Here is a 14,878-nt window from a genome sequence, read left to right on the forward strand (position 1 = left end):
GCGCAGCCGGGCCTGGTTCCGGGATCACCCCTTGCGCAGGACGAGTTCCGTGTTGCGGTCGCCGGGGTCACCGCCGAGGGTGGTCTTCGCGCCGGGGGCGTTGAACGACAGCTCCCGGTACAGCGCGGCGAGGCCCGTCTGGGACAGGTCGGCGAAGTCGGTGCGGTGCGGGGCCGCGGACTCGATCAGGGTGGTGAACAGCGACAGCGTCCCGTCGTGGTTGTCGACCAGCTCGATGACCCGGGCGAGCTGCGGGAAGTCGATGTGGGACGCGGTGGAGACCTCCCAGAATGCGCCGTGCTCGGTGCGGTGCGGGGTGATGGCGTTCTTGTGGCTGTGGCCGTTCACCCAGGCGAGCACCGAGCGGTGCCGTCCGAGGAGCGCAGCGACCTCGTCGCCGCCGTGCCGGGGCTCGCGCGGGCGGCCCGGGTCGGCGCGCAGGTTCCGCATGGACTTGCTGGTGTGGTGGCTGAAGACGATGACGTACGAGGCGTCGCCGCTCTTCTCCACCTCCTTCAACCGCCGCTCCAGCCAGCGCAGCTGGGCCGTGCCGAGGGAGCCCTCGTAGTGCCCGCCGGGGTCGGTGGTGTCCAGGCTGATGCCGAGGACGTCGTCGGTGATGCGGAAGGAGTAGTACTGGGTGCGCTCGGCCAGGTTCTGCTGGGTGTAGCCGTGGCCGACCGGGCCGCGGCCCGCGTGCGCCGGGTTCAGGTGGGCCTTGACGTACTCGGCGGGGGTGAAGGGGGCGCGGGCCTCGTCCGGAGTCACCGAACGCATGCGGCGCGCCTCGGACTTGAGCAGATCCCGGAAGGCGGCGCCCTTCGGGTCGTGGCCCTTCTTGACGTTCTTCCACAGGGCCGCGCCGCGCGCCTCGTCGAGGGACATCAGCTTCCTGCCGCCGACGGCGAACTCGGTGAAGTACGAGTCGCCGGGCGCGTAGCAGCCGCCGGGCAGGCCGTCGTGGTTGCCGACCGTGGAGTACCAGGGCAGGTTCAGGCCGGGGCTGTTGACCTCGCGGATCGCGGCGTCCAGGAAGCTGTGCAGGTGAGGGAAACCGGCGCCCTTGTCGGCGTCGCGCAGGGCGTCGTCCGGGTGCCAGTAGAGCTTCAGGCCGCTGTCCTGCACGCCTTCGTAGCGGCGCGGGTCGCCGGAGTTGGGGGTGACGCGGCCGCCGCTCATCACCTTCAGGAACCAGTCAAGCTCGTTGCGGGAGTTGTTGTCCGTGTTGTCGCCCGTCGTCATCACGAAGTGCAGGGGCGCGCCGGTGGCGGGTGCGCCGCGCAGGCCGTTGACCTGCTCGACCAGAGAGACGGCTCCGGCGACGGACAGCGCCTCCTGCGGACGCCAGGCACTGGCCGTCTGCGCCCGCAGGTACTCGTAGCGCAGCGGGTGTTGTACGTCCACCAGGTGCAGGTCGGTGAACTGGACGAACGCCGCCAGCGGGGTGCGGCGCGACTCGCGGCCCGGCTCGGCCGGGGCCAGGTCGGCGCGCACGACGCGGTCCCAGGCCGGGCCGTCGCCCAAGCGGCGGTAGCCGGAGGTGCCGCGGGGCGCCGAGACCGTCGCCAGGGTCGTGCCCGAGCGGTACGGGGCCAGGGGGGCCGACGGGGCCCTGCGGGACATCGGGACCGGGGCCGCGGCCGCCGCCGGGGCGGCCTTGCCCGAGCCCGCTCCCGGGCCCAGGGCGTACCCGACGCCCGCCGAGAGGGAGACGGCGCCCGTCGCCGCGAGGAGCGCGCGGCGGTTCACTGTGGAGACGGCGGACGTGGTGGCGGAGGCGGTGGCGGTGGCCGCCGTGGTGGCGACAGAGCGTATGCGCGACATGGCGCGGTCTCCCCGAGTGCGAACGCGTCGGCAGTGGTCGCGGGAGGGTCCTGCGTGCTGTGTCCGGTGGACTTCCCGCTCGTACTGGATCGTTGGCAGTGGGGGTGGCCTGCGCGTTAACGTCGCCACAACGGGTGGCGCCGATCACCGTAAGTGGATCAGGGCACACTTTGCGTGTGCACGCGGTGCTCGTTGGGGGGTGGGGTGGTGGTTACTCGGTGTTCATGTGGCGGGGAAGGGGGGCCTTGCCGGGGGCTCCCCAATCCCGCCCCTTCCCGATCCTGGGGCTCCGCCCCAGACCCCGCTCCTCAAACGCCGGAGGGGCTAAATATCTCGCCGCTGCGGCGAAGTTCCAGCCCGCCCCGGGGAAATTTCTAGCCCGTCATGGGGGTCCCCCCTGCTCCTTAAGAGCTTGGGGGAGATTGAGGACGAGGCGCGGAGCGCCGATAGCGGGGGTCCGGGGGCGGCAGCCCCCGGTTCGGGAAGGGGCGGGGTTGGGGAGCCCCCGGCTACGGCAGATGCCCGTCCGTCGGCCGCGTGCGCCAGAAGGCGAGGCCCACGTCGACGAGGCTCACGCGGTCCAGCTCGGGGACGGCGTCCAGGGGGTGCCACGCCGCGAGGTCCGTCGACCCCGACGTCTCGTGGCGGAGGGTGCCGCCGGTGACCCGGGCCTCGTAGACGATGCGCACGCCGTGGAAGTCCGCCACCGCGCCGAGGCGTCTCGGATAGCGGCGGCGCAGTGAGTCGACGCCGAGGAGCGCGACCGGCTCGACGGCGTACCCGGTCTCCTCCTCGGCCTCCCGGATCACCGTGTCGTACGGATCCTCGCCGTGGTCCATGCCGCCCCCGGGCAGCGTCCAGCGCTTGCTGCCGTCGCCCGCGACCCAGCGGGCGAGCAGCACGGACCCGTCGCGTACGCATACGGCGTAGGCCGCCACCCGCAGTTCTTTGTGCACGGGCCGACGTTAGACCTCGTACACCGGATAGGCACGTCCCGTTCCCCGATGTCCCGGCCCCGCCCAAGGCAACCGGTCACGTACCCTTGAGGGGTTAGTGCGCCGTCGCGGCGGTGACGCCGGTACCGAAGGGAGCCCCCCTTGCCCACCCCCACCACCCCGCCCGACCCCCGCCCCCTCACCGGCGAACCCCTCTCCCTGGACCTGCTCAACACCCGGTGGGTCCACGACGGGGGGCGCGCGGACCTGCTCGCCGGCACAGGCGGGCTCACGGACGTCGAGGGGCTGGCCGTCTGGCTCGGGGCGCACGGGCTCGACGGGCGGTTCGCCGCCGACCGGCGCACCCTGGAGCAGCTGCTGCGCGCCCGGGACGCCCTCGCCGGGCTCGTCGACCTGCCGGGGAAGCCGGGCGGGGCCCCGGACGCCGTGGCCCGCGTCGACGCGGTGCTCGCGCACGGCCGCGTGCGGGCGACGCTGACGCCGGAGGGGCCGGGCGAGGAGGCCGAGTTCGCGGACCCGTCGTGGGGGCCCGCGTGGCTGGCCGCGCGGGACTATCTGGAGCTGCTCACCACCGCCCCCGACCGGATCCGCGGCTGCGCCCACGAGGCGTGCGTCCTGCACTTCTTCGACACCTCGCGGAACGGCACCCGGCGCTGGTGCTCGATGGCGGTGTGCGGCAATCGCGCGAAGGCGTCCCGTCACTACGCGCGGTCGCGGGACAGCTAGCCGCGACCGCGCGAGGCGTTCGCCCGCGTTCACGCGGGCGTCAAGTCCCGTTATGGTGCGCCTTGTTCCCGATGGCGTATGGCGGAAGTACGCCATCGGGGAACTCGGGCCCCGGGCAACTCTCCCCAAACAGGCACCCCTTACGTAAAGCTGAGCGGTCATCCGGCCCCGTATTCCGGACCCTCGCTTCATCGGCTCGACCAGCCGATCTTTACGTACAGGGATGCTGATGACCCTCGATCCACACCACGCGCCCCAGGGCGCGAGACGCGGCGACCGCGCCAGACGCACCGCCCGCCTCGCCACCGCGATAGGCGTGGCCGCCGCTCTCTGCGCGGCGGCCCCGCTCCCGCTCGCCCTCGCCGCCGACGGGCCCACCCCCGCCCCGGCCGCCCCCGCGCCCAAGGACGCCGCCGCGAAGCTCGGCGCCCAGGACGCCGAACTGCTCGCCGACGCCAAGGCGGAGGGCGAGAAGACCGTCACGATGATGGTCGCCACGAAGCCCGGCGCGACCGAGCAGGTCGCCAAGGAGCTGGACGCCGTCAAGGGCGGCTCCGTCGGCCGCACCTACGACAAGCTCGGCTACGTCCGCGCCGCCGTCCCGACCGCGCGCGCCGACGCCGCCATCAAGGCCGCCTCGAAGCTCTCCTCCGTGCACGCCATCGACCTGCGGCACGAGATCGAGCTCGACGACCCGAAGCCGCAGAGCCCCAAGGGCGCGAAGTCCGCGCAGGGCCGGGCCGCCTACCCGGCGCCGGACAAGAACACGCCCGCCAAGAACCCGTACAACCCGTCCTTCGAGACGGGCGCCGTCGACTTCGTGAAGAAGAACCCGAAGGCCGACGGCCGCGGCATCACCATCGGCATCCTCGACTCGGGCGTCGACCTCGGCCACCCGGCGCTGCAGAAGACCACGACCGGCGAGCGCAAGATCACCGACTGGGTGACCGCGACCGACCCGATCGTGGACGCCGACGCGACCTGGCGCCGCATGACCAACCCGGTGTCCGGGCCCACGTTCACCTTCGACGGCGACTCCTGGAAGGCCCCCGCGGGCTCGTACCAGATCAGCCGCTTCCGCGAGGCCGCGACGACCGGCGGCGACGCCAAGGGCGACCTGAACCGGGACGGGGACACGACGGACACCTGGGGCGTCCTGTACGACCCGGCCGCCGGGACCGTGCGCGTCGACCTGAACGACAACAAGGACTTCGGCGACGACAAGCCGATGAAGCCGTACGGCAAGAACCACCAGGTCGGCTACTTCGGCAAGGACGACCCCGCGACCGACGTCGCCGAGCGCGTGCCGTTCGTCGTGGAGATCCGCAAGGACGTGCCGACGGACCCCTACGGCGGCGACTGGGTCGGCAAGAAGGCCGACTTCGTGAACATCGGTCTCATCGAGTCCGAGCACGGCACGCACGTCGCGGGCATCACGGCCGCCAACAAGCTGTTCGGCGGCAAGATGAACGGCGCCGCCCCCGGCGCCAAGCTGGTGTCCTCGCGCGCCTGCACCTGGACCGGCGGCTGCACCAACGTCGCGCTCACCGAGGGCATGATCGACCTCGTGACGAAGCGCGGCGTCGACATCGTGAACATGTCGATCGGCGGCCTTCCGGCGCTCAATGACGGCAACAACGCGCGCGCCGAGCTGTACAAGCGCCTCATCGACACCTACGGCGTGCAGCTGGTGATCTCCGCGGGCAACTCCGGACCCGGCGCCAACACCATCGGCGACCCCTCCCTCGCCGACCACGTCGTCTCCGTGGGCGCGTCGGTCTCCAAGGACACCTGGGCCGCCAACTACGGCTCCGAGGTGACGAAGAAGAACGACATGTTCAACTTCTCCTCGCGCGGCCCGCGCGAGGACGGCGGCTTCCAGCCCCTGGTGACCGCGCCGGGCTCGGCCATCAACACCACGCAGACCTGGCTGCCGGGCTCCCCGGTCGCCGAGGCGGGCTACAAGCTGCCCGCCGGTTACTCCATGCTGAACGGCACGTCGATGTCGTCGCCGCAGGCCGCGGGCGCCTCCGCGCTGCTGCTCAGCGCCGCCAAGCAGCAGCGCGTCGACCTCACCCCGGCCAAGCTGCGCACCGCGCTGACCTCGACCGCCCACCGCATCCCGGGCGTGCAGGCCTACGCGCAGGGCACCGGCCTGATCGACGTCGTGGACGCCTGGGCCGCCGTCAAGGGCGGCGCCAAGGCCCACGAGTACACGGTCAAGGCGCCCGTCGACACGGCCCTCGAGCAGGAGCTGAAGAAGCCCGGCACCGGCCTGTACGACCGTGAGGGCGGCCTGAAGAAGGGCCAGAAGAAGACGTACAGCGTCACCATCAAGCGGACGACGGGCCCGACCCGTCCGGTCCTGCACAAGCTGGCCTTCGCCAACAACCACGGCAAGACGTTCCGCCTGGTCGGCGACGACGACGTGCTGCTGCCCCTGAACACGGCCGTGACCGTGAAGGTGCAGGCCAAGCCGGAGTCGTACGGTCTCTCCAGCGCCGTGCTCACCGTGAACGACAAGCGCACCCGCGGCATCGACCACCAGATCATGACGACGGTCGTCGTGGCCAAGGACCTCGCCAAGCCCTCCTTCACCACCTCGTCGAGCAGCTCGGTGCAGCGCAACGGCACCAAGTCCCTCTTCGTGACGGTGCCGAAGGGCGCGAAGACCCTGGAGGTCGCGCTCGGCGGTCTGAAGGACAAGAGCCAGACGCGGTTCATCTCCATCCACCCGTACGGCGTCCCGGTCGAGTCGACGTCCTCGCTCGTCTGCTACCCGGACTTCCCGAACCCGGACAACACCTGCCGCCCGGACCTGCGCTCGTACGCCAACCCGACGCCGGGCGTCTGGGAGATCGAGATCGAGTCGCGCCGTACGTCGCCGGTGCTCGACAACCCGTACAAGCTCAAGGTCGCCGCGCTCGGCGTGTCCTTCGCCCCCACGCCGCAGAAGCTCGCGGAGGCCAAGTCCGGTCAGGCCGCGCCCGTCACCTGGAAGGCGACGAACAACTACGCCGCCGTACAGGGCAAGCTGAAGGGCGGCACGCTCGGCTCGGCCGCGACCACGCGTCCCACCATCAAGCAGGGTGAGAAGCAGACCACGACGGTCGAGGTGCCCGCGGGCGCCGAGCGGCTCGACGTGGCGATCGGCTCCACCGCCGACGCCGCCGCCGACCTGGACCTCGCGGTCCTCAAGGACGGCGTGCCGGTGGCCAGTTCGGCGGACGGCGACTCCGAGGAGTCGGTGAGCCTGACCAAGCCCGCGGCGGGCACGTACACCATCGAGGTCGCGGGCTACTCCATCCCTTCGGGCTCGACCGCGTACGACTACCGTGACGTGTTCTTCTCCTCCTCGCTCGGCCAGATCAAGGTCGACGAGACGAAGAAGGTCGAGCTCGCGAACGGGGCCTCGGCGGACGTCTCCGCCGAGGTCGTCGCGAGCGGGCCCGCCGCCGCGGGCCGCGTCCTGTTCGGTGAGGTCAGCCTCCTGAACGCGCGCGGGACCGTCGCGGGCACGGGCAGCGTGACGGTGGAGAAGGTCACGCCGTAACGCTGAGAGCACATGAGAACGGGGGCGGGCACCGAGTGCCCGCCCCCGTTCGGCTGTCCGGACCGCGATCAGCCCTTCCAGCCCGTCAGGTCAGCCCTTCAGGAAGCCGGTGTTCACTTCTTCAGGGAGCTGAGGTCGTGGGCGTAGGTGCCCACCGCGTGCGCGATGACGTCGATGTTCGTCGCGAACGCCTTGCGGTTGATGTTCTTCAGGTCGTCGCCCGCGGCGTGGTAGTTCGGGTCGTAGGGCTGACCGGCCTTGCCGCCCGCCTTCGCCGCCTGCTCCTCGGTCTTGAGGCCCTCGGCGCCGGTGAAGGTGCCGCCGGCCGGGATGCCGTTCGCGATGAACGCCCCGTAGTCGGAGCGGCCGTCGAAGTCGGTGCCCCAGTGCGGGACCTTCTTCTTGTCGAGGAAGCCGTTGATCAGCTTCTCGATCTGGGCGGATCCGGCCGGGCCCGCGCCCGCGCCGACCTTGTCGGAGTCGTCGCCGTCGTAGACCAGCTCCGCCGCGTTCGGCGAGGCGATCATGTCGAAGTTCAGGTACAGCTTGATGTTCTTCTTCTGCTTCGCCGACAGCGACTTGACGTAGTGGTCGGAGCCGAGCAGGCCCAGCTCCTCGGCCGACCACCAGGCGAAGCGGACCTTGTTGGTCAGCTTCTTGCCGCCCTTGGTCTCCTTGGCGAGCTTCTCGGCGACCTCGATCAGACCGGCAGAGCCGGAGCCGTTGTCGTTGATGCCGGGGCCCTCGGGCACGGAGTCCAGGTGCGCGCCGAGGCCGACGACGCGGTCGGCGCGGCCGCCGCGGGTCTCGGCGACGACGTTGCGGGTCTTGTGCGGGACGGCCTCGGTGGCCACGTCCACGGAGACCTTGACCTCTCCCTTGGCGAGGTCGGCGGCCAGCTTCTCGCCCTCGGCCTTGGTGATGCCGACGGCCGGGATGTGCGCGTTCTCCGGGACCTCCAGGTTGCCCTTCACGGGCTGGTCGCCGGAGTGGTTGTACAGGACGAGGCCGATGGCGCCCGCCTTGGCCGCGGCGGCCTCCTTCTCGGCGAAGGTGCAGGTGCCGCGCTTCACCAGGGCGATCTTGCCGGTGAAGGTGTCGGACGTGTAGTCGTCGGCCTCGCAGCCCGGGGTGTCGTCGACGCGGGCGGCGGCGAGCGGGGCCTGGATGCCGCCCTCGGGCGTGGCCTTGCTGAAGTCGAACGCCAGGGCGGTCAGCTTGCGCGCGTCGGGCGAGAGCACGGCGGCGCTCTCGCGCAGCGTCTTCGACTCGTAGAACGTGAAGTCCTGGTACGAGACCTTGTAACCGGCCTTCTTCAGGCGGTCGTACACGTACTTCGTGGACGCCTTGTGGCCCTTGGTGCCCGCGGCGCGGTTGCCGCCGTTGGCGTCGGCTATCTCCTGGAACTTCTCCAGGTGACGGTAGGCGCTCTTGCCCGTGGACTTCTTCACCAGCTTCTTGGCGAGCTTCTTCGCCTGCGCGGACTGCGTCGCGTGACGCTCGGCGGCGCGGGGGGCGTCCTGGGCACCCGCCGGGGCGGCGGCGAGCAGGAGGGGGGCGGCGACGGCCGCGGAGACGAGAGCGGCCGTGGTCCGGCTGCGGGGTGCGCGCACGGAGGTCCTTCCTTGCGTGGTCGGAGGTGTGCGCCGGTGACCTCCGTGGTCGGGCACGCGGTCGGTACTGGTCGGGTACGCGACCGGCGTGCGGCGGTGATCAACGGCGAGCGGTGGAAGGACGTTAGCCCGGCGAAACCGCAGTTCAGGGGATTCGCCGGGTTCGCAACCGCGCCTTCACGCAGTTGTCACCGGAACTCAGTACTCCGGGTGTCGTCGTCCCGGAATGTGCCGTTCAGCACGTCACCGTTCAGCACGTCACCGTTCAGCACTCCGCTCCGCGCGCCCCGGGCAGCGCCTTCTCGATCCACGCGCGGTCCGTGGCGATCCCCTTCCCCGTCGTCCAGAGGTCGGGCGTGTCCTCCCCCTCGGTGATCCCGATCAGCGCCCGGTCGCCCGCCCGCGGCCGCGGCTCCACGTCTGTGTCGACGGACATCACGAACGTGATCCTCTGCTTGCCCTCGGCGGGCTTGTAGTAGCGGGACACGTCGAACGTGATCCGCTCCCGGGTGCCGCCGGGCAGCGCCTCGACGCGGTGCACGGTGCCCTCGACGATGAGCCGCGCGCAGGCGACGTAGCCCTCGCGCGAGCGGCTGTCCCCGGCGCCGTCCGAGTCGTCCTGGGGCTCGTCCGGGGCCTTCGAGGCGTGCGGGGCCGACTCCCGCCCGTCGCTGAGCTCCGGCGCCGCGTGCTTCGCGCCGTCGCCGCCCGCCATGTCGCCGTCCCCGGTCCCGGCGTTCGCCCCGAGCCAGACGAGGCCGCCGAGCATGCCGGCGGCGAGCGCGGCCGCTAGGGCGAGCACGGCACGGCGGCGGGCGGCGCCGGGCCGGCGGAAGGGGGCGGCGGGCGGCAGGGCGGGCGCGGGCCCGTCCGGGCCCTGCGGCCCCCGCGCCAGCGTGTCCCCCACGATCCGCAGCTGGGCGCGCAGCGCCTCGACGTCGGCGACCGCCGCCGCGTGCTCGGCCATGAACCGCTCGTCGGCGCGCAGGGCGTCGGGCACCGGTGTGTCCGTGACCGCCAGCGCCAGCGCGTCGACGGCGTCGTCACTCTCCTCGTGCGTCACGGTCACACCACCTCTCCCTCGTGCAGCCGCGTCCGCAGCATCCGTACGGCCGCGTGCAGCCTGCTCTTGACCGTTCCTTCCGGGATGCCGAGCTCGGCCGCGATGTCCCGGACCGGCAGATCGGCGTAGAAGCGCAGCACGACGACCTGCCGCTGGCTGTCCGGCAGCGCGTCGAGGCCCTGCGCCACGGCCAGCGCGAGGACCCGGGACTCGGCGCCGTCCGCACCGGCCTCCGCGGGGCGCAGCGCGGCGAGCCGTTCGCCGAGCCGCTCCTGGCGGCGCCGGGCGCGGTGGAAGTCCATCGCCCAGTTCGAGGCGACCACCGCGGCCCACGCGGACACGTCCCGCGGCGCCTGCTCCCCCTTCGCCGCCCGCTCCAGGAGCCGCAGCCTGACCTGCTGCACCCCGTCCTGCAGCTCCCCGTGCGGTACCCCGCCGAGCGAAAGGACCGCCCGGACCCGGTCCTCCTGGGCCGGGTCGAGCGGGTCGGCGGCCTCCGGGCCGTGTGGTCCCCCCTGCCGTGGTCCCCCCTGCCCAGGTGCTCCGCGGCGCGTGATTCTGCGCAGCAATGGCCCTCCCCCTCGTCGCGCGCGTTCCCGCGTCTCCCCTAGGACGCCGGAGCGGGCCGAAACGTTCGCGCGGATGTGGCGTCCCGCACCTCGGACAATGGATTGGACAAAGCGGCCGTGGACAGACGCATCATGGAGCGGCGGCAGCGCCCCTGGTCGGACGGCCGCACGCCCGGGCAGGAGACTGCCGCAGCCAGGCACGCAACTACGGAGGGACCCCTGTGAAGGTCGGAATCGTCGGAGCCACCGGTCAGGTCGGCACGGTCATGCGCAAGATCCTCGTCGAGCGTGAGTTCCCGCTCGACGAGCTGCGCCTGTTCGCCTCGGCCCGCTCGGCCGGCTCGGTCCTGGACGGGGTGACGGTCGAGGACGCCTCGACGGCCGACTACTCGGGCCTGGACATCGTCCTGTTCTCCGCGGGCGGCGCCACCTCCAAGGCGCTGGCCGAGAAGGTCGCGTCCCAGGGCGCCGTGGTGATCGACAACTCCTCCGCCTGGCGCCGCCACCCCGAGGTGCCGCTGGTCGTCTCCGAGGTGAACCCGCACGCCGTCGCGGACCGCCCCAAGGGCATCATCGCGAACCCGAACTGCACGACGATGGCCGCGATGCCGGTCCTGAAGCCGCTGCACCTGGAGGCGGAGCTGACCTCGCTGGTCGTCGCCACCTACCAGGCGGTGTCCGGCTCCGGGCTCGCGGGCGTCGAGGAGCTGTTCGAGCAGGTCAAGAAGGTCGGCGACGACGCGCCGAAGCTGACGCACGGCGGCGACCAGGCGGAGTTCCCCGAGCCGGACAAGTACGTCGCGCCGATCGCGTACAACGTCCTCCCGATGGCGGGCTCCATCGTCGACGACGGCCTGAACGAGACCGACGAGGAGCAGAAGCTCCGCCACGAGTCCCGCAAGATCCTGGAGATCCCGGAGCTCAAGGTCTCCGGCACCTGTGTCCGTGTGCCCGTCTTCACGGGCCACTCCCTCCAGGTCAACGCCCGCTTCGCGCGTCCCCTCTCCCCCGAGCGCGCCACCGAGGTCCTCGCGGCCGCGGAGGGCGTCGTCCTCACCGACGTGCCGACGCCGCTGGTCGCCGCGGGCCGCGACGAGTCCTTCGTGGGCCGCATCCGCGGTGACGAGACCGTCGAGAACGGCCTCGCGTTCTTCATCTCCGACGACAACCTCCGCAAGGGCGCCGCGCTGAACGCGGTGCAGATCGCGGAGCTGGTGGCGGCGGAGCTCTCGGGTTCCTGAGCCGCCTGAGCGCCTGAGCGACCGGTAAACACGCTGGTCGCAGGGGATCGTTTCATCACCCACGGATGAGTGAAACGGCGCATGCCATCCCGGCGGGTCCGGGCAGTACCTCGGTGCACCAACCGCACCACACAAGGGAAGTTCATGCGCCGTATCACCGCCGTGGCCGCCATGGCCGTCGGAACCCTCGCCCTCGCCGGAGCGCTCGCCGCCCCGGCGAGCGCCGTACCGGACCCCGTAGCCACCGTCGACTGTGCCGTCCAGGACGTCACCGGTCTCGTCGACCTCGCCAGCCCCGGCGTGCCCGCCGAGGTCCCCGCCACGGGTTGCCTGGCCCCGTGACCTGACGACCTCAGGCCCGGGACACCACCGCGCCCGCACGGACCCCGACCAGGTCCGTGCGGGCGCGGTGCCGTTGTCGGGTCACTCCGCGCCGTTCCGGGCGACCGCCACCACCCCCAGGGCCACCACCGCGAGCCCGCCGCCGACCAGCAGGACGTCGCTCACGCCGATCCCGTCCGCGACCCGGCCCCCGGTCAGCGCGCCCACCGCGATGGCCACGTTGAACACCCCCGCGAACAGCGCGGACGCCGCTTCCCTGGCTCCCGGCGCGGCCTCCATCACCCAGTTCTGCGAGGACACCGACACGCCTCCGTACGAGAGGCCCCAGGCGACCAGGAGCACCACCGACACGGCGAGCGAACCCCCGGCCGGGACCAGCAGGAGCATCACGGCGCCGAGCACCGCCGAGATCAGCAGGAGCGCGCGGCGCGGGTCGCGGGCGGCGAGGGAGCCGCCGAGGAAGTTCCCGGCGATCCCGGCGACGCCGTAGACGAGCAGCAGCCCGCTGACGAGGCCCGCGCCGAGGTCCGGAACCCGCTCCAGGACGGGTCGCACATAGGTGTACGCGGTGAAGTGGCCGACGACGAGCAGCGCCACCGCGATCAGGCCGATCCGCAGCCGCGGCATCCGCAGCAGCTCGGGGAAGACGCCGAGGCGCACCGGCTCGGCGGGCGGGAGCGGCGGAAGGACGACGGCGAGCAGCACGGCGACGGCGACACCGAGCACGGCCACGGCACCGAACGCCCAGCGCCAGCCCGCGAGTTCGCCGAGGAAGGTGCCCGCGGGCACGCCGAGCACCGACGCCACGGCTATCCCGCTGAAGATCACGGCGGTGGCCCGGCCGATGGACTCGGCGCGCACCAGGCGTACGGCGAGGGAGGCGGCGACGGCCCAGACGCCGCCGATGCACAGGCCGACGACGATGCGGGCGCCGAGGAGCACGGCGAAGGTCGGCGCGAGCGCGGACAGCAGGTTCACGGCGCCGAGCAGCAGCATCAGGGCGCACAGCACGGCGCGCCGGTCCGCGCGGCGGACGGCGACGGGGAGGAGCAGGGCGGCGAGGGCCGCGACGAGGCCGGGCAGGGTGACGGTGAGCCCCGCGGTGCCGTCGCTGACGTGCAGGCCCGAGGACAGGGAGGTGAGCAGTCCCACGGGGAGCATTTCCGTGGTGACGACGGAGAAGGTGGCGGCCGCGACGGCGACGACGGACAGCGGCAGGGACCGTCGTCCGGTGGGGACCGGCGCGATTTCAGTCACGGTTTTCATGGGCACCAGCCAACGCCCGAGGGGTCACCGGGAACAACGTCGGACCTCTCATCCTTGAATGAGCGTGGCTCATCGATCGAGGGACGGGGCGAACGCGTATGAGTGGGCTCGAGGTCCGGGAGCTGGAGTGTTTCCTGGCGCTGGCCGAGGAGCTGCACTTCGGCCGGGCGGGTGAGCGGCTCTACGTCTCGCAGAGCCGGGTCAGCCAGCTGCTTGCCGCACTGGAGCAGCGCATCGGCGCGCGCCTCGTGGAGCGTACTAGCCGCCGGGTGCGGCTGACCCCGCTCGGCGAGCGTTTCCACGCGGAACTGCGGCCCGCGTACGCGGAGTTGGCGGACGTGGTGGGGCGGGCGCGGGAGTCGGCGCGGGGTGTGGCGGGCCGGATCAGGATCGGCTTCCAGGGGACGGCGGACGCGCGTCTGATGGAGGCGATCACGACGTTCCAGAAGCGGCATCCGGGGTGTGTGACGGAGATCGTGGAGGTGCCGTTCGCGGACCCCTTCGGGGCGGTGCGCCAGGGTGACGTGGACGCGGCGATCGTGCTGCTTCCGGTGGCGGAGCCCGAGCTGGTGCTCGGCCCGCTCTTCTCACGGCAGCAGCAGACGGTGGCGGTGTCGGTACGGCATCCGTTCGCGTCCCGTACGTCCCTTGCCGCGGCCGAGCTCGCCGACGTGCCCCTGATCTCGGCGGCGGCGCCCGCTCCCGCGTACTGGCGCGAGGCGCAGGCGCCGTCGGCCGTGCCCGCGCCCGCCGTGCGCACCCTCCAGGAGGGGCTGACACTGGTGGCCGCGGACCGGGGCGCGATGCTGCTCTGCCGTCCGACGGCCGAGTACCACGGGCGGCGGGACGTGGTGTTCGTGCCGGTGGAGGGGGTGCCGGACTCGGTGCTCGGCCTGGTGTGGCACCGGGACGGGGAGACGGAGCGGGTGCGGGCGTTCGCGCGGGCGGTGGCCGGGGCGGGGGCGGCCGACGAGGGCGCGTCGGCCGCCTGATCGCCCGTGGCTCAGGCGGGGCGCCTGACCTCGAAGTGGAAGCAGCCGTACTCCACGGCGCGGACGTGCACCAGGGCGACCCGGGGGTCGGCGAAGGCCTCCGTGAGGGCCTCGTCGAAGGCCGCCGTGGTGTCCTCGGGGACCTCCAGGAGGCGGCCGCCGACGATGTTGCCGCCGGCGTCGTAGCGGCGGAACGTGCGCAGGGCGCCCGGGCGGACGTACGGGTACTCCGCCGGGGCCGGGGCCGGGCCCTCGCAGGGGTCCGCGTGGATGAACACCGGGCCCTGCTCGTCGTACGCGCCCGGGTCGGCGCCGGTTTCCGCCGCCCAGCGGCGCAGGGGGGCGTACGAGACCAGGGCGATGCGTTCGCCCTGCCGGGCGGGGCGCAGGCAGCAGCGGAGGGGGTCGCCGCCCTCCGGGTCGGTGAACGGTACGCAGGGGCGGCCCGCGTCGTCCGTGTGGCGGAGCTGCTTGAGGGTGTCGGGGGTGAGGGGGCGCGGGGCGAATGCTGTGCTCATGGGCCCAGGTTCGCCCCTCCGCTCCGCCCCGGCTGGCGGTTTCCGGACGCCTACCTCGCCCTGGGCCGGGGGCACCCCCGAATCGGCCCACCCACCCACCCGCCCGGACTTGTCCCGGGCCTGCCCGAAAGCCCGGCACCCCCAGCCCCGCCCGGGCGCACCCCCGCATCGCGCTCCGCGCTCGTCCTCAAACGCCGGACGGGCTTTTCCCCACC

General features: G+C 72.6%; 12 protein-coding genes. 5 read left to right on the forward strand and 7 right to left on the reverse strand.

Translation table 11 applies throughout. The features are described 5' to 3' along the window. Positions 1-24: 24 nt before the first annotated feature. Both OO63_RS36775 and OO63_RS36780 read right to left on the reverse strand, forming a co-directional pair. Entirely contained in the window at positions 25-1,824 is a 1,800-nt protein-coding gene (locus OO63_RS36775; protein ID WP_030362510.1) for a TIGR03767 family metallophosphoesterase, read from the reverse strand. A gap of 509 nt (positions 1,825-2,333) precedes the next feature. After that, the gene (locus OO63_RS36780; RefSeq protein ID WP_030362509.1) at positions 2,334-2,780 is read right to left on the reverse strand and encodes an NUDIX hydrolase; all 447 of its coding nucleotides are present in this window, start codon (positions 2,778-2,780) and stop codon (positions 2,334-2,336) included. Positions 2,781-2,921: 141 nt separating this feature from the next. On the opposite strand from OO63_RS36780, the gene OO63_RS36785 reads away from it, so the two are divergent. Both OO63_RS36785 and OO63_RS36790 read left to right on the forward strand, forming a co-directional pair. Then, positions 2,922-3,506 (forward strand): CGNR zinc finger domain-containing protein, encoded by a 585-nt coding sequence (locus OO63_RS36785; protein ID WP_030362508.1) that lies wholly within the window; start codon positions 2,922-2,924, stop codon positions 3,504-3,506. 229 nt (positions 3,507-3,735) lie between these two features. Further along, the gene (locus OO63_RS36790) at positions 3,736-7,059 is read left to right on the forward strand and encodes a S8 family serine peptidase (protein ID WP_051811550.1); all 3,324 of its coding nucleotides are present in this window, start codon (positions 3,736-3,738) and stop codon (positions 7,057-7,059) included. Positions 7,060-7,172: 113 nt separating this feature from the next. Here the strand turns inward: OO63_RS36790 and OO63_RS36795 are convergent, their stop codons facing one another. From OO63_RS36795 to OO63_RS36805, 3 genes are all read right to left on the reverse strand, one after another. Then, positions 7,173-8,672, reverse strand: coding sequence for a M28 family metallopeptidase (locus OO63_RS36795; RefSeq protein WP_030362506.1), 1,500 nt, complete (start codon positions 8,670-8,672; stop codon positions 7,173-7,175). 265 nt (positions 8,673-8,937) lie between these two features. After that, entirely contained in the window at positions 8,938-9,741 is an 804-nt protein-coding gene (locus tag OO63_RS36800; RefSeq protein WP_078619598.1) for a hypothetical protein, read from the reverse strand. Beyond that, positions 9,738-10,304, reverse strand: coding sequence for an RNA polymerase sigma factor (locus tag OO63_RS36805; protein WP_030362504.1), 567 nt, complete (start codon positions 10,302-10,304; stop codon positions 9,738-9,740). The genes OO63_RS36800 and OO63_RS36805 overlap by 4 nt, the downstream gene beginning before the upstream one ends. A gap of 221 nt (positions 10,305-10,525) precedes the next feature. Here OO63_RS36805 and OO63_RS36810 point away from each other — a divergent pair, with 221 nt between their 5' ends. Continuing rightward, complete coding sequence (locus OO63_RS36810; protein ID WP_030362503.1) at positions 10,526-11,545, forward strand: aspartate-semialdehyde dehydrogenase; 1,020 nt, start codon at positions 10,526-10,528, stop codon at positions 11,543-11,545. Between the two features lie 144 nt (positions 11,546-11,689). Further along, positions 11,690-11,887, forward strand: coding sequence for a hypothetical protein (locus OO63_RS36815; protein ID WP_030362502.1), 198 nt, complete (start codon positions 11,690-11,692; stop codon positions 11,885-11,887). Between the two features lie 81 nt (positions 11,888-11,968). On the opposite strand, the gene OO63_RS36820 is transcribed toward OO63_RS36815, so the two are convergent. Then, the gene (locus OO63_RS36820; RefSeq protein ID WP_030362501.1) at positions 11,969-13,153 is read right to left on the reverse strand and encodes an MFS transporter; all 1,185 of its coding nucleotides are present in this window, start codon (positions 13,151-13,153) and stop codon (positions 11,969-11,971) included. A 98-nt stretch (positions 13,154-13,251) separates the two neighbouring features. Here OO63_RS36820 and OO63_RS36825 point away from each other — a divergent pair, with 98 nt between their 5' ends. After that, the gene (locus tag OO63_RS36825; protein ID WP_030362500.1) at positions 13,252-14,145 is read left to right on the forward strand and encodes a LysR family transcriptional regulator; all 894 of its coding nucleotides are present in this window, start codon (positions 13,252-13,254) and stop codon (positions 14,143-14,145) included. A gap of 11 nt (positions 14,146-14,156) precedes the next feature. Here OO63_RS36825 and OO63_RS36830 read toward each other — a convergent pair whose 3' ends face one another. Then, positions 14,157-14,663, reverse strand: coding sequence for a DUF1203 domain-containing protein (locus tag OO63_RS36830; protein ID WP_030362499.1), 507 nt, complete (start codon positions 14,661-14,663; stop codon positions 14,157-14,159). Between the last annotated feature and the right edge of the window lie 215 nt (positions 14,664-14,878).

It is taken from the genome of Streptomyces alboflavus (assembly GCF_000716675.1).
GTDB classification, from domain to species: Bacteria; Actinomycetota; Actinomycetes; order Streptomycetales; family Streptomycetaceae; genus Streptomyces; species Streptomyces alboflavus.